Source organism: Streptomyces sp. NPDC050534 (genome assembly GCF_044457745.1).
Taxonomy (GTDB): domain Bacteria; phylum Actinomycetota; class Actinomycetes; order Streptomycetales; family Streptomycetaceae; genus Streptomyces.
Genome location: NZ_JBITHF010000005.1, coordinates 15,329 through 33,868 on the forward strand (window position 1 = coordinate 15,329; position 18,540 = coordinate 33,868).

Here is an 18,540-nt window from a genome sequence, read left to right on the forward strand (position 1 = left end):
CCGACGATCTTCGAGGAGTGGACAGCAACATGCCGACCAGCAGCGCACCTTGGTGGCGCGACGCCGTCATCTACCAGGTCTACGTCCGCAGTTTCGCCGACGGCGACGGCGACGGCGTCGGCGACATCGCCGGCATCCGCTCCCGGCTGCCGTATCTCGCCGGCCTCGGCGTCGACGCGATCTGGATCAATCCCTGGTACAGGTCCCCGATGGCCGACCACGGTTACGACGTCGCCGACTTCCGGGAGATCGACCCCCTGTTCGGCACGGTCGCCGAGGCGGAGCAGCTCATCGAGGAGGCGCACCGGCACGGCATCCGCGTCATCCCCGACATCGTGCCCAACCACACCTCCGACCAGCATGCCTGGTTCCGGGCCGCGTTGGCCGCCGGGCCGGGCAGCCCGGAACGGGAGCGCTACGTCTTCCGCGCCGGCCGCGGGCCGGACGGCGCAGAACCGCCCAACGACTGGGTGTCCTGCTTCGGCGGCCCGGCCTGGACCCGGCTGCCCGACGGGGAGTGGTACCTGCACCTGTTCGCCCCCGAGCAGCCCGACCTCGACTGGCAACACCCCGAGGTGCGGGCGGAGTTCGAGTCCATCCTGCGCTTCTGGTTCAGCAGGGGCGTGGACGGCTTCCGCATCGACGTCGCGCACGGCCTGATCAAGCATCCGGAGCTGCCCGACCTGCCGCCCCGCCCGCACGCTCCGGCCGAGGGCCGGCCGCGGCACTTCGACCATCCGCACTGGGACCGGGACGAGGTGCACGACATCTACCGCGCGTGGCGGCGGGTGGCCGACGAGTTCCCGGGCGACCGCTCCTTCGTCGCCGAGGCCTGGGCGGACACACCGGAGCGGCTCGCCGCGTACGTCCGCCGGGAGGGACTGCACACGGCGTTCAACTTCGACTTCCTGATGTCCAGTTGGGACGCGAAGGAGCTGCGGGAAGTCATCGACGACTCGCTCGCGATGCTCGGCGCGGTGGGCGCACCTGCCACCTGGGTGCTCTCCAACCACGACGTCGTGCGCCACCCCAGCCGCTACGGCCGCAAGGTGGTCAAGCGGTGGGTGGCCAACGAGACGTACCGGCCCGAGGGCCCGCTGGACCTGGAGCTGGGCACGCGCCGCGCCCGCGCGGCGGCCCTGCTGATGCTGGCGCTGCCCGGCGGCGCGTACGTCTACCAGGGCGAGGAGCTCGGTCTGCCGGAGGTCGAGGACCTGCCTGAGAGCGTGCTCCAGGACCCGGTCTGGGAGCGGTCCGGGCACACTGACCGGGGGCGTGACGGCTGCCGGGTGCCGATCCCCTGGTCGGGCCGGAGCGCACCCTACGGCTTCAGTCCGGAGGGTGCCTCGGCCGGGCCCTGGCTGCCGCAGCCGGAGCTGTGGGGAGAGCTCAGCGTGGCCGCGCAGACCGGCGCCGAGAACTCGATGCTGGAGCTGTACCGCAGCGCCCTGCGCCTGCGCCGCGAACACCCCGCCCTCGGCGACGGCGGCCTCACCTGGCTGGACGCCCCGGCCGGCGTCCTCGTCTTCGGCCGCGACCCGGGTTTCCGCTGCGTGGTGAACCTCTCGGCCGAGCCGTACCGGCTGCCCGACGGCACCTCTGTCCTGCTGGCGAGCGGGCCGGTGCGGGACGGCATGCTGTCGCCGGACCACTCGGCCTGGCTGTCCGTGTAGGTGTGCGCCACGGGGAGGCCCGTCACCGGGCCTCCCCGTGACCGCCACGGCCGGAACCTCGATCGACCTGCATGATTGTGCAGTGCACGCAGCGCGCGTCCCCTCGCGCCGAGTCGCGGGAGGCCGAGTCGCAGGAGGTACGGGTGGAGGACGGCAGCCGGGAGGCCGTGATCTGGCGCAACCGCGCCCTCACGCTGTTCGACCGGGTCGCCGTGCCCGTCGCCGTGTGCGACGTGTACGGGGACGTCCTGCTGGCCAATCCCGCGATGGCGGCCGAGTGCGGCACGACGCCGGGGCGGCTGCGCGGCCGTGACGTGCTGGAGCTGTTCCGGCCGCAGGAGGCGGAGCAGGTGGAGCGGATCGCCGAGGCGCTGCGGCTGCGGCACCGGTCGCGCTACGAGGTGTCGGTGCGCTGGGAGGCACCCGGCGGGGCCGAGCGGTTCGGGGAGCTGACGGCCGATCCGGTGAGCGACACTGTGGAGGACACGCCCGCCCTGCTGGTGATGCTGCGGGTGCAGGGCGAACGCGAGCCGCACACCGGCGCGCCCGTCCACGCCTCACCGGTGGAGGCCCGCATCCTCGCCCTGCTCGCCCACGGCGCCACCACCGCGAAGGCCGCCAAGGAGACCGGCCTCACCACGGACGGCGTCACCTATCACCTGCGGCGGCTGTCGGCGCGCTGGGGCGCCTCGAACCGCACCGAACTGGTCGCCCGCGCCTATGCGCTCGGCGTGCTGACCTCCGGGGTGTGGCCGCCCCGCGCGTAGGCGGTGCCGGCGCCCTCGGGTGGGCCGAAGCGGGCGAGGGTGTGCCACACCTTCTTCAGGTCCTGCAGCTCGTGGCGGCCGGCGCGGGCGGCGTCGCCGATGATCCGTGGATCGACCATGCCGTCCTGCGCGATGGCGGCGCCCAACTCCACGTACTCACGACCTCGGTAGTCCGCGTGGCGCAGCAGCTCCGGGACGCTCAGCCGGTAGCCGGGATGCCACTCGACGGGGCAGGGCAGCGCGCGGGCCGCGGCCTCGACGGGCGTGCCGCGGTAGCACGCGTCCAGGACGAGGGCCTCCATGTGCGCGGCGAGGAGGACGCCGCCGTGGACCTGGGCCTCGATGTAGTCGTCGAGGGCGTCCTGCTCGTCGGCCTCGGCGAGGGCGATGAGTTCCATGCCCGCGGCGACGCCGAAGTCGGTCGGCTCCGCCGCGCTGTCGGGGTAGCAGAAGGTGGTGCGGGCGAGGGCGTCCGGGCCGAGCCGGAAGTGCGAGGAGCCGAACCGCGGTGCCGCGCCGACGACTTGGTGCCGGAAGTTCAGCGCGCCGTAGACGGGCCGCTCGTGCGGGTCGGCGTCGTCGTAGACACCGCCGAAGATCCTGCTCTCCCAGCGGTGACGGTCGCCGCCGGGGTGTGCGGTGAGTCCGCCGTTGCTGGTTCCTGTGACGAACTGCGAGTGGTAGCCGCCGTCCTGGGCCAGCGCCTGGAGGACGGGCAGCCCGCCGATGAGCCGGTCGGGGTGGAAGTTCAGCGTGATCCGAAGGTCCGGGTCGACCGCCGGGCCGGTGGACCGGGTGGCGACATGCCGCAGCGCCGCCCGCGCCCGCGGTGTTCCGAAGGCACTCAAGTCCACTGCTGCGTACGTCCTTTCCTGGCGACCGGTTCTCGTACGGGCCGTCCCGGTGGTCGGTGCCGATGCTACGGGGCGGCCGTGCCCGCGCCGGCCATGTGCCGAGGCTTGCGTGCCGGGCGGCCGCCGGACCATCCGGTGGTCCTCCGTGGCGGGGTGCGGACAGCCACGGGGCCAGGACGGGGGTTTTCCTCATGGATCACCGGGGTGCCCGGCGGGGACCATGCGGTACATGACGACTCGGCGGCACGGCAGCCCCCTGCGCACGGCGACGGCCGGCACCGACCTGCGGCTGTTCCTGCTCGCGGGCATCGCCACCGTGCTCCTCACGCGCCGGCTGCTGGCGAGCACCGGCTATCCGAAGCTCGGCGGCCACGGCACCGGCCTGCACATCGCGCACATGCTGTGGGGCGGGCTGCTGATGGCGGCCGGGCTGGTGGTGCTGCTGACCTTCCTCTGCCGCCGGGTGCGGCTGTGGGGTGCGGTGACGGGCGGTGTGGGGTTCGGGCTGTTCATCGACGAGATCGGCAAGGTGGTCAGCGACGGCGGCGGCTACTTCTACCGGCCGGCCGCCGGTCTGATCTACCTCGCCTTCGCCGCGCTGGTGGTGCTGAGCCGGTGGCTGGTGCCCCGCGGCGGGCCGCCGGGTGCGCGGGCGCGGACGGCTCGCGCCGCCGACACCGCGCTGACCGGCGTCGTATCAGGACTGACCGGCACTCAACGCCGTTCTGCGCTGCGGGCGTTGGCGGGCTCGACGCGGCCTGTGGACGTGGCGCTGGTGCAGGTGCTGGAGTGCGTGGAGACGGTGCCGGAGCGGCATTACGTGCGGGTGCCGGACGCGGTGCGGGCTGCCTTCGCCCGCGGCCGTGCCGCCGTCTCGGCGCTGGTCGCGCACCGTGCCACGCTCCGGGCGGCACTCGCGTGGACCGTGCTGCAAGGTGCTGCCCTGCTCTTCGGCGTCGGGCGGGATCTGGCGGCCGGGCGGCTGCGGCACGAACCGGAGTGGGGTGCGGTGACGGGACTGGTCGTGTGCTCGGCCGTGATGCTGGTGGCGGCCGTGGCCGGGCTGGTGCGGCTGCGCCGCGACCGGGTGCGGGGCCTCGGCCTGCTCCGCGTCTCGCTGCTGGTGGACCTGCTGGCCGGGCAAATCTTCAACTTCGTCGTCAACCAGTTCTCCGCGGTGACGAACTGGCTGGTCGGACTCTGTCTGCTCACCGTCGTCACGAGCGCGCTGCGCCGCGCGCGTCAGGACGCCGGCGGGGTCCAGTGCGGGTCGCGGCCCAGGAAGGCGAGCAGCGCCTCGGCGCTGTCGTAGCCCTGCTCCGGCTCCCGGGCGGGCGCGAACACCTGGTAGGCGTCGCGGAGCCGGTCGACGAGCCGCCGTGCCACCGGCCAGATTCCCTCGGCCAGTTCGAGGGGCAGGTGACGGTCCTGGTCCGTGGCGACCGCGATGTCCCAGGCGTGCACGCCCGCGTCCATGGCGGCCGCCGCCGCCGCGAGCGGCAGGGGCAGCGGGCCCAGCGGCGTCGGCACCTGCTCGGCGTCCGCGGGCAACCCCGCGTAGGCGTCCGCCACCGCGCGCACCACCTTGCCGAGCTCGGCCGACGGATCTCCGGCCAAGGCGTCGGCCGGGTGGAACGGGTCGGAGTCCGGGCGTCCGCCGGTGATCGCGAGGCCGTACCCCTGCTGATCGATCCGCGCATGATTGAACACCTGCCGGACGGTCCACCCGGTGCACGGGGTCGGCGCCGCCCAGGCCGATTCCGGAACGCCGGCGACCACCTCGACGAGATGGCCGTGCGCAAGCGTGAGAACCTCGAAACCCATGGCGCCTTGGCTTTTCCCCATGATGCGTGCCCCCTTCAGTCACCCTTTGTGCGACATGGACAATCTAGGTTTCCTTGCGGTCAGTTACGGTCCTCAATGACAGCCCCCGCCCCGACGACCTGACCCGACACCCCGATGGAAGGAGTACGGCCCGAGGATGCGACGTGTACGTGCGTGGACCGCGGCCCTCGCTCGCCTGATGAGGCGGTACCGGGACCCCGTGGTCGTACAGGCGCTGCGATCGGCGGCCGCGGCCTCGATCGCGTACGTGGTCGCGCTGCGCCTGAGCCCCGAGGCGGCGCCCCTCACCGCCCCGCTGACCGCGCTGCTGGTCGTCCAGGTGACCCTGTACGCCACGCTCACCAACGGCATCCGCCGGGTGAACGCGGTGGTGGCCGGCGTCCTGGTGGCGATCGCCTTCAGCCAGCTGGTGGGTCTGACCTGGTGGAGTCTCGCGCTGCTGATCGTGGCCTCGCTGGCGGTGGGGCATCTGGTGCGGGTCGACGAGTACGTGCCCGAGGTGGCGATCAGCGCGATGCTGGTGCTCGGCGTCACCACGGTCGGCGACACGGCCTGGGCGCGGGTGGTGGAGACGCTGATCGGCGCGGTCGTCGGGCTCGGCTGCAATCTCCTGCTCCCGCCACCCGTGTGGGTGGACGAAGCGGGCGAGTCGATCGAGGGGCTGGCCCGCCGGCTGCGCCAGTTGATGCTGCGCATCGGTGAGGAGGCCGCGGGCCGTACGCCTGTCGAGCAGGCGACCCAGCGGCTGTACGAGGCGCGCCGGCTCGACCACGACATCGTCGAGGTGGACGCCGCCCTGCGGCAGGCCGAGGACAGCCTGCGGCTCAATCCGCGCGTGCGTGAGGGCCTGCTGCACCGGGTGGTGCTGCGGACGGGGCTGGACACGCTGGAAATCTGCACGGTGGTGCTGCGGGTGCTGGCGCGCACCTTCACCGACCTGACCAAGGCACGCCAGCCCGAGCCGCAGTTCACGCCCGCGACGGGCGCCGCCGTGGAGCAGCTGCTGTCCGAGATCGCCGACGCCGTGGTGAGCTTCGCGGTCCTCGTCACCAGCAGCGTCAGCGCGAGCGCCGAGTCCGCGGAGTCGCGGCTGGCCGCCGAGCTGCGGCAGGCCGCGACCACCCGCGACAAGCTGGCCCAGCTGCTTCTCGAGGAGGTCCAGCGCGACGCCCGCACCTGGCACCTTCAGGGCGCCGTGCTGACCGAGGTGAACCGCATCATCGACGAGATGGACACAGAGCACCGCTCGCGCCGGCTCTTCGAGGAGCTGGACCGCAACGCCCGCGCCCAGCGCGAGCGCATGCCGCGGCTGACCAGACTGCGGGAGAGCGTGAGCGGCTCGAAGCCGCTGGGCAGGATCTCCGGCCGCACGGGCAAGGACCGCGACTGACGGAGCGAGGCCCATTGCACCCTGCGCAACGCTCGTTGCCGGTCTTGCGTGCCCCCCGTGCCCCACGCCATGGTGGCCTGTCACGACCGGGACGAGCGACGACCTGAGGTGCAGACATGGGCGACGGGACAGGAGCGGCGGGCGGCGGCTGGAGCAGGCGCCGCTTCGTCGGCGCGCTCGGGGGCGCGGCCGCGGTGACGGCACTGCCGTCCCCCGCAGCGCCCGGGTCCGGGCCCGACCACACCGCCACGGCCCCCGACCGGGCGGCGCCCTCCCCCGGGCCGTCCGCCCGCCGATCGTCACGGCAGCCCGCGGGGCCCCGCCCGCTCTACGTCGGCACCTACACCTCGGTCGAGGGCGGCGGCACGGGCATCGGTCTCGCGACGTACGACTCGGCGACCGGCGCCGTCACCGGCGCAGGCACCCTGACGGGTGTGGCCAACCCGTCGTACCTGGCGCTCCACCCGGACGGGCACACCCTGTACGCGGTGGACGAGCAGGACGACGGCACCGTGACCGCCGTGCGTCTCGCCGACCGCAAGGTGCTGGGCGCCCGCAGCACCGGCGGGGCGGGCCCCTGCCATCTCTCGGTGCATCCGGGCGGCCGGTGGCTGCTGAGCGCCAACTACACCTCGGGCAGCGTGGCCGTGCATCCGATCGACGACGCGGGCGCCCTGGGCGAGCGCACGGACACGGTGACGCACTCGACGCCGGCGCCCGGACCGGGCCAACAGGGGCCGCACGCGCACCAGTTCATCACCGGCCCGGACGGCGGCCATGTGCTCGCCGTGGACCTGGGCACGGACACCGTCTACACGTACCGCCTGGACGAGCGGCGCGGCACCCTCACCGAGGCCGCCCAGGCGCACACCAGGCCGGGCGCGGGCCCGCGCCACCTGACCTTCCACCCCGGCGGACGGCACGCCTATCTGGCCAACGAGGTCGACGACACGGTCGCGGTCTGCGCCTACGACGCGCCGACCGGACGTCTGACGATCGGCGAGCCGCAGGCCACGGGCTCCGGCTCGGGCACCAACTACCCGGCGCAGATCCTGGTGACCGCGGACGGCTCGTTCGCCTATCTGGCCAACCGCGGCCACAACAGCCTGGCGCGGTACGCGGTCGAGGCCGACGGCGCCCGGCTCCGGCTGCTCGGCACGGTGCCGGTGTCCGGTGACTTCCCGCGCCAGATCGCGTTCTCCCCGGACGGGACGCTGCTGTTCGCGGCGAACCAGAGGTCCGGCACGGTCAGCGTCTTCCACGTGGACGCCAGGACGGGTGAACTGCGCCTCGCCGGCGAGCCGTTCGCCTCACCCGTCGCCGTCTGTGCGCTGCCGCTGTAGGGCGCGCGGGCAGGAGGCCGCGCCCGCCTGCGCGAGCAGGACGTGCATCCGCTCCGTGAGCTGCGCGACGTCGTCGGCCGGAGCGTGGAACGGCAGGCGTACGTCGCCGTGTGCGCGGGTGCGCTCGATGCGCAGCGTCAGCCCGTGCCGGTCGACGGCGAGGGGCTGGACCCGGACCGCGCCGTGCAGGCTGGCGTGGTCGACGAGCCGGGTGAGCCGCTCGACGGCGTCGGCGTGGCAGTCGGCGAGGTGCGTCAGCAGGCGCGCCTCGGCGAGCGCGAGCGGGTCGGGCCCGGCGGCGGCGAACTCGTCGAGGCCGACCACCACCGAGCCGGACGACTGGCGCAGCACGATCCTGGTGGGCCGGAACGCGAGGCGGCCGTCCGCGGGAGAGAAGTACCCCGCGAGCCAGAGCCGGGCCCGGATGCGGTCGCGGACCGGGACGGGCGCGACGTCGGCGAACTCCAGCACGGCGTGCGGCTCTCCGCGGGGCGCGCAGATCGCGGCCGCGAGCAGGGCGCTGTCCTCGGGCACCTCCAGCAGCACCTGACCGTCCTCGTCCATGCGGTGCGCCCCGACGAGCTCCTCACGGCCGCCGTCCGCGGTCACCGCGCAGGACCAGGCGGTGGCGAGCACCGACCGGGCCCGTCGGGCCGCGGAAGGCGCGGCCGTCCAGCTGGGGCTGTCCGACATCCCAAACCTCCTTAGGTAAGCCTTGCCTAACCTATCGAAGATCGAGGCGTACGCCAACCATGGGGTGCCGGGGTGCCGGGGTGCCGGGGTGCCGGGGTGCCGGGGTGCCGGGGTGCCGGGGTGCCGGGGTGCCGGGGTGCCGGGGTGCCGGGGTGCCGGGGTGCCGGAAACGATCGCACCTCAGGGCGCGGCCGGGCAGTGACTAGGAGGAGACGACACCCAGCAGCGCCCGGGCGCACAGGTCCCGCACCTGCTCCCGGGTCAGGTCCGAACGCCGCAGCCACTCCAGGCAGACGGCCGTGGTGAAGGCCAGCCAGCCGCGCACGGCCAGCTTGAGGTCGGGGCGCTGCCGGGCCGCCTCGCCGAGTTCGGGGTCGGCGGCGATCGTCGCCAGTATCTGCCGCTCCTGCGCGGCCAGCGCCCGCTGGTAGATCCTCCGTATGGTCTGGTCCCCCGCCGCGTCCGCGCGATGGAACGCTCGGAAACCGTGCGCGTGGGCGTGGGCGTACTCCAGGAACGTGTCCAGGCCGGCGGCCAGTTGCTCGCGCGCCGGGACCCCGGGCACGGCCGCCGTCATACGCAGCATCCGCTCGCTCTCCCGCTCGACGACCGCCGCGAAGAAGTCCCGTTTGGTCGGGAAGTAGTGGTATAGCAGCCCGCGCGAGACGCCCGCTATCTCGGCGACCTGCTCGATCCACACGTCGTCGTACGGGCTCTCGGAGAACAGCCGCGCTCCCACCGAGAGCAGCTGCTCCCTGCGCTCCTCGGTGCTGAGCCGGCGGCGCGTGCGCTCGCCCTGGTTCGCGGCCATGTCCGCACTTTACTTGACGCCGGTTCAACGAGAGGACCAGACTGAGCCCGCTATTGAACTCACGTACAACAGCTGCACGACAGCTCAACCTGCCGCTGATTCAAGGGAGATCGCGTCATGGCGGAGACGACGACGGGGGCCGGACCGGAGATACGGGCCCCGCTTCCGAAGGGGTTCCGGAGCGCCGAACAGGGCTGGCCCGGCCTCCACCGCATTCCGCATCCCCCGCACCGCGTCCCCCTGCTCGGTGACGTCCTGGGCGCCAACCGGCGCACGCCCGTGCAGGACTCGATGCGCCACGGCCGGCAGCTGGGGCCGATCTTCCGGCGCAAGGCGTTCGGCAACGAGTTCGTGTTCGTGTGGGGGGCCGTCCTGGCGGCGGACATGGCGGACGAGACGCGCTTCGCCAAGCACGTGGGCCTCGGTGTCGCCAATCTGCGGCCGGTCGTCGGGGACGCGCTGTTCACGGCGTACAACCACGAGCCGAACTGGCAGCTGGCGCACGACGTCCTCGCCCCGGGCTTCAGCCGCGAGGCCATGGAGGGCTACCACCCGATGATGCTGGCGGTGGCCGAGCGGCTCACCGACGCCTGGGACCGCGAGCTGGTGGCGGGCCGCGCGGTGGACGTGCCGGGCGACATGACCAAGCTGACGCTGGAGACGATCGCGCGCACCGGCTTCGGGCACGACTTCGGGTCCTTCGAGCGCTCCCGGCCGCATCCCTTCGTGTCCGCGATGATCGGCACCCTGTCCTACGCCCAGCGGCTGAACACCGTGCCGGCGCCGCTGGCCCCGTATCTGCTGCGCAAGGCCTCCCGGCGCAACGAGGCCGACATGACCTACCTCAACCGCACGGTCGACGACCTGGTCCGGGCCCGCCGGGCCGGGGACGGCGGCGGGAGCGGGGACCTGCTGGACCGCATGCTGGAGACGGCCCATCCGCGCACCGGGGAGCGGCTGTCCGCGGAGAACGTCCGCCGCCAGGTCATCACCTTCCTGGTCGCCGGGCACGAGACGACGTCCGGCGCGCTCTCCTTCGCCCTGCACTACCTCTCCCGGCACCCCGAGGCCGCCGCCCGCGCCAGGGCCGAGGTGGACGCCGTGTGGGGTGACGCGGAGGCGCCCGGCTACGACCAGGTGGCCAAGCTGCGGTACGTGCGCCGGGTGCTGGACGAGTCGCTGCGGCTGTGGCCGACCGCGCCGGCCTTCGCGCGCGAGGCCCGCGAGGACACGCTGCTGGCCGGAGAACATCCGATGAAGCGCGGCGCGTGGGCGCTGGTGCTGACCATGATGCTGCACCGCGATCCCGAGGTGTGGGGCGCCGACGCGGAGCGGTTCGACCCGGACCGCTTCGACCCGAAGGCGGCACGGTCGCGGGCCCCGCACACCTTCAAGCCGTTCGGGACGGGAGCACGGGCCTGCATCGGGCGGCAGTTCGCGCTGCACGAGGCCACGCTGGTGCTCGGCCTGCTGCTGCGCCGCTACGACCTGCGGCCCGATCCGGAGTACCGGCTGCGGGTCACCGAGCGGCTGACGCTGATGCCGGAGGGGCTGCGGCTGCACCTGGAGCGGCGCGCGGCGACCGCCGGGACGGCTTCCGCCACGGCCTTCGACGAGGCGCCGTCAGAGCTGCGCTGTCCAGTGCACGGGGCGGGTGACTGAGCCCGGCAGCGGCGTGCCGCGTCGACCTGCGGCCGGGCCTGACGCGGCGCACCGCCCCCGTTACGACGCCTTCCGCCGCGGACCTCGGCGAAGCGCCATCAGACCTACGCCGCCCAGTGCTCCGGGCGGGTGACTGAGTCCGGCAGCCGCGTGCCGCGTCGACCTGCGGCCGGGCCTGACGCGGCGCACCGCCCCCGTTACGACGCCTTCCGCCGCGGACCTCGGCGAAGCGCCATCAGACCTACGCCGCCCAGTGCTCCGGGCGGGTGACTGAGTCCGGCAGCCGCGTGCCCGCGCCGCCGCGGGCCGCATTGACCTGGGGCTGGGTGAGGAAGAAGGCGCCGGTCAGGTCGGCGTCGGTGAGATCGGTGTCGCGCAGGTCGGCGCCGATCATGTCCGCGCCCCGCAGATCGGCCCGGGTCAGGTCCGCGGCGATGAGACAGGCGCCGCGCAGGTTCGCACCGCGCAGATCGGCGCCCTTGAGCCGGGCCCCCATCAGATCGGCCCCGCGACGGTTCTTCTTGCGCCCGCGGGTCCCCGCCCGCACCAGTTCACTGGTCTTCAGCAGCAGCTCGTTGACCTCCTGCCGATGCGTGGCCACGTCCAATTCGGCCAACTGCTCCGGGGTTTGACGGGTGAGCGCCTCCGTCGCCCCGAGCAGGCGCCGCAGATCGTCCCTCAGCGGGCGGGCGGCCGGCAGCCGCAACGCCTCGCTCAGGTACCAGAGCAGCTCGTGCAGCTGCCGCACCACGGGGAACACCTCGAACATGCGGCGTGCCTGCTCGGCCGACCCGGCACGCCAGTCCTGCCCGCCGAAGGTGATCTGCGAGACCTTCTGCCCCGCCCCGAAGCAGTCGTAGACGGTGCAGCCGCTGAACCCCTTGTCCCGCAGCCGCGCGTGGATGCCACAGCGGTGGTCCTGGCGCAGATTCGGGCACGGCTCGCCGGCCTGCTTGTCGATCGCGAAATCGGCGGAGGCGGCGAAGGGCAGGGCGACGCAGCACAGCCCGAAACAGCGCGCGCAGTCGGCACGCAGGTCGGTCCGGTCCGCCGTGTGATCTGGCATGAGGCCAAGGATATCCGGCGGCAGGGAGTTGACCTGCGGCTTCTACAGGCCCCCTGTCTCCAAGCTCCCGATCTCCGCGAGCAGCTTCGCGATCTTCGCCTTCTTCGATCTGATGCCGCGTTCTATGAGCCGCAGGTGGGTCGGTGACTCGGGTACGGCGGAATCGAACTCCTCCAAACGCCGGCGCTCCACGGCGAGTTCGGTTCTCAGGCGTGAGGCAGGGTCCGGGGGCGGGGGCGGGTTGCGGCCGTTGAAGACGACGTTGTGCCGGGGGCGTTCGGTGAAGACGGCTTCCCGTTCGGCGGACTCGGCGTCGGGCGGGTAGTCGATCTGTATGCCGATGACGCTCGGTCCCCAAGGCTGTTCCCGCAGGTGCGTCCGTACGCGGGTGAGCGGGGAGACCGAGATGCCGACGTAGAGGAGACCCTCCAGGCCGTACAGGCGGTACAGAGCCGTCCGCCCGCCGGTGTACAGACTGCCTTCCTCGTCGAACAGGCCGCGCAGGAACTGCGCGTCGACGTCACCCATGCCGCCGCCCCCCTTCGCTCCTCCCTGTTCTCACAGTGGCACGCGGGTCTGACACCGCCCTCGGCGGAACCCGACCTCACCGATGAGTCTCCGGCCGTGTGGGCGTCTCCTCATACAACGGAAAACAAGCTCCGGTACCAAGGACTTGAGCACCACTTCAGGCGGGAGCCCCTCCACACAGGAGAGAGATCATGTGCAGCCACCAGCCTTCGCGCACCATCTCGGACAGCCCGGACCACCACACCCCCGTGATCGTCGCGGCCCACCCCGAACAGGGCTGGAGCCTGCTGTGCGACGGGACGATCGTGTTCGACGACACCGGTGAGCTGCTCCCCGACGGCCAGGTCGTGGACCCGCACCGCATCCTCGGCCCGCTGGCCGTCGCGGCCTGAGCCGGCCCGGCCGCAACTCCCGATTGCGGGGCGCCCGGCGCAAGGCGACGATGAGGACGTCACCCGCTGTTCCTGCTGAACCACTTCATCACCGACATCGGCGGCAGCCGGCTCGACGCCGGCAAGGTCAACTCCCGCCGCTTCGTGCTCGACGCCGTCGACTACGCCACGACCGGCGACGCCCAGGGCGCTACGGACGCGCTCAACACCGAGCGCTGACAGGCCGGTTGAGGGAAGTTCGCGGCTCAGTACCGTTGCGCCTTGACCAGTTTCGGGGTCAGCACCGGCTGGGGCGGCTTGCGGCTGATGGCGATCGGGTTGGCCTTGTCGCCCGGGGCGAGGTTCTCGGCGCCGACGTAGCGGGTCTCCACGGTCTTGCCGGAGGAGTCGAGGAAGTCGACCTGGGCGGCGTAGGACGCCTTCTTGCCGGTCTTGTTGGTGATGGTGACCACGACCGCGAGCAGTCCGCCGGTCTGGGCGCGCGGTTTGCCGGTGAGGGCGACCTCGGACATCGCGTTGCCCGGTGCCTTGACGTTCTTCAGCTCGTTCTGGGCGGCCTGGTTGGCCCGCTCGGTCTCGGCCGACACCGACGCTTCGAAGGAGGACGCGGCGGCGGAGGCGGACGCGGCCGCCGAGGAGGCCCTGGCACGTGCCGACGCCTCCGCCGAGGACATGGCGGAGGGCGCTGTTCCCGAGAAGGATGCGGTGTCCGGTGGAGTGGGCCGTTCGGTGGACGGCGTACTCGAACCCCCGCTGTTGCTGTCCGAGCTGCACGACACCAGCGTCAGCGTGCTCGCGGCGGCCACGGCCAGCGCGACGGCGACCGGCCGGGACCGGCCCGCTCGCGCCCGGTGGGATACGCCTGGCTTCATCGTCGACGTCCTCTCGCGCGATCGCGGAAATACAGCGAGATGAACCCTATGTCGGAATATACCGCGGGGCATGTCGTCGAGAAGGGGCCCGGCCGGTCATCGTGGCGGCGGCCGTGGCCCCGGTTACCGGCCGAACACCTCGAAGGCCACGGATGGCCTGCCACCGAACTGCTCGGCCGTCCGCCCGGCGTCGGCGGTGAGGAATCCCCGGAGGTACGTCTCGGGAATCCTCGTCGGTCAGCCCCTCGATGTACGGGGCCTCACGGCCCTCGTCGGTCCAGGCGGCGACGGCGGCCGCCGGGCACCCGTACTCGAGGTCGTCCGGGTGCGCCACGACCGCGAGGGCGCGCTGCCAGTCGGTGGGCTGGGCTGAAGCTGAGCGGGCTGCGGCCCGGTCAAGGCCGCAGGCCGGCCCGGGCCGGCGCTGTCAGACGTCGTCGCGAGTGAGGGCGAGGAGCCGGTCCAGGACCCTGGGACCGCCGGCCCGCACCCCGTCGTGCTCGAACTCGTCGGTCACCCAGGTGCGCAGGCCGCGGATGCTGCGGGCGGTCTCGAGGGCGTGGGCCGTGTCGACGTACATGTCGTCGTGGTACACGGCGGCCGCGACGGGGACGTCGTTGGCGGCGAGGCGGGCGGGGTCGTAGAGCGGCCGCCAGTCGGTGCGGGCGGCGAGGAGTTCGGCCGTCTCGCGCAGCGGGCGCAGCGCCGGGTCGCAGTCGAACATCCACGGGTGGATCGACTCGCCGGTGAAGAGGAGGGGGCCGTCGCCTGCGAGGGTCTTCGCCGCGTCGAACTGCGGGAACTCGGCGCGGACCCGTTCCGCCGACCAGTCGGTGGGGCGCTCGTCCTGACCGTAGGTCGCCTCGTGGACGAGGGCGTACAGCGGGTGGCCCGCATACGACAGCAGGCCCTGGGCCGCCTCCTGGAAGGCGTCGGACAGTGCCGGACCCTGCGCGGTGCGGACGAAGGCGTCCTCCAGGAGGTGGTGCAGACGGTGGGTGCCCTCGCTGCCGCCGAGCATGATGCCGAGTGACTGGAAGGCCTCGACGGTGAGGCGGTAGCCGTTCGGCAGGGTCACGTCGTGGGTGAGGAGGTGGTCGGCGATGCGGCGGGCGCGCTCGACGTCCTGCGGGTAACGGGCGTAGTGCGCGGCGACCTTGCGCTCGATACGGGGGTAGGCGGCGCGGTAGACGTCGTCGGCGTGCGCGTCGAGGGAGGGCAGGCCGCCGGTGATCACGGCGGCGGCGAGGCCCTCGGGCGCGCTGGAGAGGTAGTTCACCGTGCAGAAGCCGCCGAAGCTCTGGCCGAGGACGGTCCAGCGGGCGCCGCCGGTGACCTGGCCGCGGATCACCTCGCAGTCGCGGACGATGGCGTCGGCCCGGAAGTGGGTGAGGTAGTCGGCCTGTTCTGCGGGGCCGCCGCGCAGCGGGAGGGTCTGGCGGTTGGCGGGTGTGGAGCAGCCGGTGCCGCGCTGGTCGAGCAGCAGGACGCGGTGGTCCTCGAGGGCTCGGTCGAGCCAGGCCTGGCGGCCGATGAAACGGTTCGCCCCGAAGCCGGGGCCGCCCTGCAGGTAGATCAGCCACGGCAGGTCCTGCTGCGCCTCGCCGCTCGCGACGACCTCGCGGGCGTAGAGCTCGATGGTCTCCCCCGCCGGGTCGTCGTGGTCGAGGGGCACGGTGAAGTGGCGGTCGGTGAGGACGACGCCGGGCTGACGGTACGAGGCGGTCAACGGGTCTCCAGGGACGGACGGATTTCGGGCCGCGTCCCACTTCATCACATGTTCGTCCGCCGGCCGACCCCCGGGATCATGAAATCCTACTGAACCCTCGATCAGCGGCCGGAGAGACTGGAACGCCGTACGACCAGCTCCGGCTGGAGCACGACGCGCCGGTGCTCGTGACGCGTGGCCCCGGTCTCGGCCTCCGTCTCCTCCAGCAGGAGCTCGGCGGCGAGGGCGCCCATGGTGACGGCCGGCTGGCGGACGGAGGTGAGCGGGACGGCCGCGGCGGCGGCGAACTCGATGTCGTCGTAGCCGACGATGGCGAGGTCGTCGGGGACGCGGACACCGGCCGCGTACATGGCCTGGAGCACGCCGAGGGCGAGGAGGTCGTTGGCGCAGAAGACGGCGGTGGGGCGGTCGGCGAGGCCGAGGAGACGGGCGCCGGCGTCGCGTCCGGCGGCCACGTCGAGACGTTCGGTGGGCAGTTCGCGCAGGTTCTCGGGACCGAGACCCGCCTCGGCGAGCGCGTTCAGCGCGCCGGTGCGGCGGTCGCGCACCTGGTTGAGGCCGGGCGGGCCGCTGACGTAGGCGATGCTCCGGTGCCCGGCGTCCACGAGGTGCCGCACGGCCAGCGCGCCGCCCGCCACGTCGTCGACCGACACGGAGCACTCGGTGGTGGAGTCCCCGACCCGGTCGACCAGCACGAAGGGGATGTTGTGCCGCCGGAACGTCTCGATGTTGCGGCCCGAGGCGTCGGTGGGGGTGAGCAGTACGCCGCGCACCCGCTGCTCGGCGAAGAGCGAGAGGTAGTCGGCCTCCTCGCCCGCGCTCTGGGCGCTGTTGCAGACCATGACACCCAGCCCGGCGTCGCGGGCGGCGCGTTCGGCGCCGCGGGCGACGTCGACGAAGAAGGGGTTGCCCATGTCGAGGACGAGCAGTCCCATGATCCGGCTGCGGCCGGCGCGCAGTTGGCGCGCGGACTCGCTGCGGACGTAGCCGAGCCGGTCTATGGCGGACTGCACCCGGGCCCGGGTCTCCGTGGCGACCGAGTCCGGACGGTTGATCACGTTCGACACCGTGCCGACCGAGACTCCGGCGGCGCGGGCGACGTCCTTGATACCCACCGACTGGGACATCAGGCAGGGACCTCCTGGGGGACGCGGGACGGCCGGAAGGCCATCACATTACCGTCAACAACCGGCGTATCGTGCCCGGTCACGCGGGCAGTCCGAAGTCGATGACGTGGAGCGCCGAGGGTGTCGTACCGCTCGACCTCTCCTGGTACATGAACGACAGGACGTTGTCCGCCCGCACCCGCGGTTCGTCGACGACGACCTCGCCGAAGGCGTCGAGTCCCCTGCCGTCGTACAGCAGCGTCCAGTCGGTGTACCCGGTGGTTCGGGAGGCGCCGGCGATCCGGCCGTAGGGGAGGATCGCGTAGGCGTTGTCGTACCGGTCCAGGACCAGTCTGGTGCGCTGGCTGGAGTCGAGGGCGAGGGGGATCTCGGTCTTCTCCCAGCTGCCGGAGGGGTCCTTGCGCAGATGGAAGGCGCGGCCGTGAGCGGTGCGGTCGGCGACGTAGTCGGTGGTGCACGGCCCGAACCGGCCCGGGACGTAGCTGATGATCGCGTGCGGGAGGCCGGTGGAATCGGTCCACTGGCTCTCCTGGTTCATCAGGGAGTGGTCCGGGCCGAGGGGGTCGACGACCAGTCCGGCGTCCGTGACGGCCACGGTTTTCGGACCGCCGGTGATCCCTACGACGGCGCCCGCGTCGTTGCGCCAGGTGCGGCCGCGATCGGCCGAGTGGACGTAGCCCGTGTCGTGGTTGGTGAGGCCGCCGCCGTCGCACATCACGGCGGCGTCCCGCTCGCGCCAGGTGAAGAAGGCGTGCAGCCGGCCGCTCGTGTCGTAGTCGATGCCGTGCAGATACATGTTGCGGGCGGTCGAGGAGCCGTGCGGGCTGGTGTACGTGCCCGTCGAGCTGGTCCACTCCCCCAGTGCCGTCCACGCCGAACCGTCGTACTCGGCAAGGGCGTTGCGGCCGTCGCCGGAGACGCCGACGCGGTAGCTGAGCTGGAGCCCGCCCTCGGGGGTGGAGACGAACTGGGGGTAGGTGAACCGGTCGGTGAGCGCCAGGCCGTCGAGCGTGGTCTGCACGGGGCCGAAGACGGACGGAGTCCAGGGCGTGGACGCCGGGTCGTCGAGAAGCCCGGCGACGGACTTCACGTAGAAGAAGCCGTCGCTGTGCGAGTCCAGGTTGAGGTGCAGCCGGCCGTCGGCCGTGGAGACGCCCATGGAGATGACGTTGTGGGAGTCGTCGCTCTTGAGCCGGTGCGGGAGCGTGACGGCCGACCAGCCCGAACGGCCCGGCTCCCGGCGGGCGACGACGGCCTCGCGGGTGGCCGTGTACCAGGCGGCGTACTGGTGGCCGCGGTGGGTGAACAGCCCGTTCTTCTGGAACGAGTTGTTGTTGACCAGGCCGTCGTAGGAGACGAAGTACAGGGCGGTGGCGTCGAGTCGGGTGCGGTCGAGGAGGGTGACTTCGGGGGCGAGCAGCCCGCTTCCGGCGGCAGTCATGACAGGTGGAACACCTCCGTCAGAGGCTTCATGGCCTCGTCGGGGCGGGCGGCGTCCAGCGACTCGAAGAACGGCGCCATCTCCGCCTGCCAGCGGGCGTTGACCCCGGTGGCCTCCATGCCGGCCTGTGCGGCCTCGAAGTCCTCGGTCTCCAGGTAGCCGACCAGCAGGCCGTCGTCGCGCAGGAAGAGCGAGTAGTTGTGCCAGCCGGTGGCCGAGAGAGCCTGAAGCATCTCCGGCCACACGGCGGCATGGCGTTCGCGGTACTCGGCGAGCCGGTCCTCACGGACCTTGAGGAGGAAACAGACACGCTGCATGAAGTACCGCTCCTGGATCAGGGGTTGAGC

18 protein-coding genes are annotated in these 18,540 nt (G+C 72.6%); 7 read left to right on the top strand and 11 right to left on the bottom strand.

The features are described 5' to 3' along the window. Nucleotides 1–29: 29 nt before the first annotated feature. Nucleotides 30–1,673: a glycoside hydrolase family 13 protein gene (locus ACIBN2_RS17305; RefSeq protein WP_399135298.1), complete on the top strand. Its 1,644-nt coding sequence runs from the start codon at nt 30–32 to the stop codon at nt 1,671–1,673. Between the two features lie 143 nt (nt 1,674–1,816). Then, nucleotides 1,817–2,440, top strand: coding sequence for a PAS domain S-box protein (locus tag ACIBN2_RS17310; protein ID WP_399135817.1), 624 nt, complete (start codon nt 1,817–1,819; stop codon nt 2,438–2,440). Here ACIBN2_RS17310 and ACIBN2_RS17315 read toward each other — a convergent pair. Next, nucleotides 2,392–3,294: a DUF3626 domain-containing protein gene (locus ACIBN2_RS17315; RefSeq protein ID WP_399135299.1), complete on the bottom strand. Its 903-nt coding sequence runs from the start codon at nt 3,292–3,294 to the stop codon at nt 2,392–2,394. The genes ACIBN2_RS17310 and ACIBN2_RS17315 overlap by 49 nt on opposite strands. 229 nt (nt 3,295–3,523) lie before the next feature. Here ACIBN2_RS17315 and ACIBN2_RS17320 point away from each other — a divergent pair, with 229 nt between their 5' ends. After that, nucleotides 3,524–4,606 (top strand): hypothetical protein, encoded by a 1,083-nt coding sequence (locus ACIBN2_RS17320; protein WP_399135300.1) that lies wholly within the window; start codon nt 3,524–3,526, stop codon nt 4,604–4,606. On the opposite strand, the gene ACIBN2_RS17325 is transcribed toward ACIBN2_RS17320, so the two are convergent. Continuing rightward, on the bottom strand, nt 4,537–5,139 hold the full coding sequence (locus ACIBN2_RS17325; RefSeq protein WP_399135302.1) for a TIGR03086 family metal-binding protein: 603 nt from the start codon (nt 5,137–5,139) through the stop codon (nt 4,537–4,539). The two genes, ACIBN2_RS17320 and ACIBN2_RS17325, sit on opposite strands and share 70 nt — an antisense overlap. A gap of 136 nt (nt 5,140–5,275) precedes the next feature. On the opposite strand from ACIBN2_RS17325, the gene ACIBN2_RS17330 reads away from it, so the two are divergent. Then, complete coding sequence (locus ACIBN2_RS17330; RefSeq protein ID WP_399135303.1) at nt 5,276–6,529, top strand: aromatic acid exporter family protein; 1,254 nt, start codon at nt 5,276–5,278, stop codon at nt 6,527–6,529. Between the two features lie 116 nt (nt 6,530–6,645). Further along, the gene (locus tag ACIBN2_RS17335; RefSeq protein WP_399135304.1) at nt 6,646–7,872 is read left to right on the top strand and encodes a lactonase family protein; all 1,227 of its coding nucleotides are present in this window, start codon (nt 6,646–6,648) and stop codon (nt 7,870–7,872) included. Here the strand turns inward: ACIBN2_RS17335 and ACIBN2_RS17340 are convergent. Together ACIBN2_RS17340 and ACIBN2_RS17345 are read right to left on the bottom strand one after the other, a co-directional pair. Further along, on the bottom strand, nt 7,840–8,565 hold the full coding sequence (locus ACIBN2_RS17340) for a DUF2470 domain-containing protein (protein ID WP_399135305.1): 726 nt from the start codon (nt 8,563–8,565) through the stop codon (nt 7,840–7,842). The two genes, ACIBN2_RS17335 and ACIBN2_RS17340, sit on opposite strands and share 33 nt — an antisense overlap. 202 nt (nt 8,566–8,767) lie before the next feature. After that, nucleotides 8,768–9,376 (bottom strand): TetR/AcrR family transcriptional regulator, encoded by a 609-nt coding sequence (locus ACIBN2_RS17345; RefSeq protein ID WP_399135306.1) that lies wholly within the window; start codon nt 9,374–9,376, stop codon nt 8,768–8,770. A 117-nt stretch (nt 9,377–9,493) separates the two neighbouring features. On the opposite strand from ACIBN2_RS17345, the gene ACIBN2_RS17350 reads away from it, so the two are divergent. After that, nucleotides 9,494–11,038 (top strand): cytochrome P450, encoded by a 1,545-nt coding sequence (locus ACIBN2_RS17350; protein WP_399135307.1) that lies wholly within the window; start codon nt 9,494–9,496, stop codon nt 11,036–11,038. Nucleotides 11,039–11,279: 241 nt separating this feature from the next. On the opposite strand, the gene ACIBN2_RS17355 is transcribed toward ACIBN2_RS17350, so the two are convergent. Both ACIBN2_RS17355 and ACIBN2_RS17360 read right to left on the bottom strand, forming a co-directional pair. Continuing rightward, on the bottom strand, nt 11,280–12,104 hold the full coding sequence (locus ACIBN2_RS17355) for a pentapeptide repeat-containing protein (protein ID WP_399135308.1): 825 nt from the start codon (nt 12,102–12,104) through the stop codon (nt 11,280–11,282). Between the two features lie 42 nt (nt 12,105–12,146). After that, on the bottom strand, nt 12,147–12,632 hold the full coding sequence (locus ACIBN2_RS17360; protein ID WP_399135309.1) for a GIY-YIG nuclease family protein: 486 nt from the start codon (nt 12,630–12,632) through the stop codon (nt 12,147–12,149). Nucleotides 12,633–12,823: 191 nt separating this feature from the next. Between ACIBN2_RS17360 and ACIBN2_RS17365 the strand changes: the two genes are divergently transcribed. Continuing rightward, a complete protein-coding gene (locus ACIBN2_RS17365; protein WP_399135310.1) occupies nt 12,824–13,024 on the top strand; it encodes a DUF5999 family protein in 201 nt (66 codons plus the stop codon). 245 nt (nt 13,025–13,269) lie between these two features. On the opposite strand, the gene ACIBN2_RS17370 is transcribed toward ACIBN2_RS17365, so the two are convergent. The 5 genes from ACIBN2_RS17370 to ACIBN2_RS17390 form a co-directional block, all read right to left on the bottom strand. Then, nucleotides 13,270–13,896, bottom strand: coding sequence for a hypothetical protein (locus tag ACIBN2_RS17370; RefSeq protein WP_399135311.1), 627 nt, complete (start codon nt 13,894–13,896; stop codon nt 13,270–13,272). A gap of 427 nt (nt 13,897–14,323) precedes the next feature. Further along, nucleotides 14,324–15,625: an alpha/beta fold hydrolase gene (locus ACIBN2_RS17375; RefSeq protein ID WP_399135312.1), complete on the bottom strand. Its 1,302-nt coding sequence runs from the start codon at nt 15,623–15,625 to the stop codon at nt 14,324–14,326. A gap of 101 nt (nt 15,626–15,726) precedes the next feature. Continuing rightward, complete coding sequence (locus tag ACIBN2_RS17380) at nt 15,727–16,752, bottom strand: LacI family DNA-binding transcriptional regulator (RefSeq protein ID WP_399135313.1); 1,026 nt, start codon at nt 16,750–16,752, stop codon at nt 15,727–15,729. 79 nt (nt 16,753–16,831) lie between these two features. Continuing rightward, entirely contained in the window at nt 16,832–18,193 is a 1,362-nt protein-coding gene (locus ACIBN2_RS17385) for a BNR repeat-containing protein (protein ID WP_399135314.1), read from the bottom strand. Then, nucleotides 18,190–18,510 (bottom strand): L-rhamnose mutarotase, encoded by a 321-nt coding sequence (locus ACIBN2_RS17390; protein ID WP_399135315.1) that lies wholly within the window; start codon nt 18,508–18,510, stop codon nt 18,190–18,192. The genes ACIBN2_RS17385 and ACIBN2_RS17390 overlap by 4 nt, the downstream gene beginning before the upstream one ends. Nucleotides 18,511–18,540 lie beyond the last annotated feature (30 nt).

Bases quoted from the DNA above. Each gene is read 5' to 3' on its own strand.
- ACIBN2_RS17305 (WP_399135298.1), top strand. From the start codon at position 30: ATGCCGACCAGCAGCGCACCTTGGTGGCGCGACGCCGTCATCTACCAG.
- ACIBN2_RS17320 (WP_399135300.1), top strand. From the start codon at position 3,524: ATGACGACTCGGCGGCACGGCAGCCCCCTGCGCACGGCGACGGCCGGC.
- ACIBN2_RS17325 (WP_399135302.1), bottom strand. From the start codon at position 5,139: ATGGGGAAAAGCCAAGGCGCCATGGGTTTCGAGGTTCTCACGCTTGCG.
- ACIBN2_RS17330 (WP_399135303.1), top strand. From the start codon at position 5,276: ATGCGACGTGTACGTGCGTGGACCGCGGCCCTCGCTCGCCTGATGAGG.
- ACIBN2_RS17335 (WP_399135304.1), top strand. From the start codon at position 6,646: ATGGGCGACGGGACAGGAGCGGCGGGCGGCGGCTGGAGCAGGCGCCGC.
- ACIBN2_RS17340 (WP_399135305.1), bottom strand. From the start codon at position 8,565: ATGTCGGACAGCCCCAGCTGGACGGCCGCGCCTTCCGCGGCCCGACGG.
- ACIBN2_RS17345 (WP_399135306.1), bottom strand. From the start codon at position 9,376: ATGGCCGCGAACCAGGGCGAGCGCACGCGCCGCCGGCTCAGCACCGAG.
- ACIBN2_RS17350 (WP_399135307.1), top strand. From the start codon at position 9,494: ATGGCGGAGACGACGACGGGGGCCGGACCGGAGATACGGGCCCCGCTT.
- ACIBN2_RS17355 (WP_399135308.1), bottom strand. From the start codon at position 12,104: ATGCCAGATCACACGGCGGACCGGACCGACCTGCGTGCCGACTGCGCG.
- ACIBN2_RS17360 (WP_399135309.1), bottom strand. From the start codon at position 12,632: ATGGGTGACGTCGACGCGCAGTTCCTGCGCGGCCTGTTCGACGAGGAA.
- ACIBN2_RS17365 (WP_399135310.1), top strand. From the start codon at position 12,824: ATGTGCAGCCACCAGCCTTCGCGCACCATCTCGGACAGCCCGGACCAC.
- ACIBN2_RS17370 (WP_399135311.1), bottom strand. From the start codon at position 13,896: ATGAAGCCAGGCGTATCCCACCGGGCGCGAGCGGGCCGGTCCCGGCCG.
- ACIBN2_RS17380 (WP_399135313.1), bottom strand. From the start codon at position 16,752: ATGTCCCAGTCGGTGGGTATCAAGGACGTCGCCCGCGCCGCCGGAGTC.
- ACIBN2_RS17385 (WP_399135314.1), bottom strand. From the start codon at position 18,193: ATGACTGCCGCCGGAAGCGGGCTGCTCGCCCCCGAAGTCACCCTCCTC.
- ACIBN2_RS17390 (WP_399135315.1), bottom strand. From the start codon at position 18,510: ATGCAGCGTGTCTGTTTCCTCCTCAAGGTCCGTGAGGACCGGCTCGCC.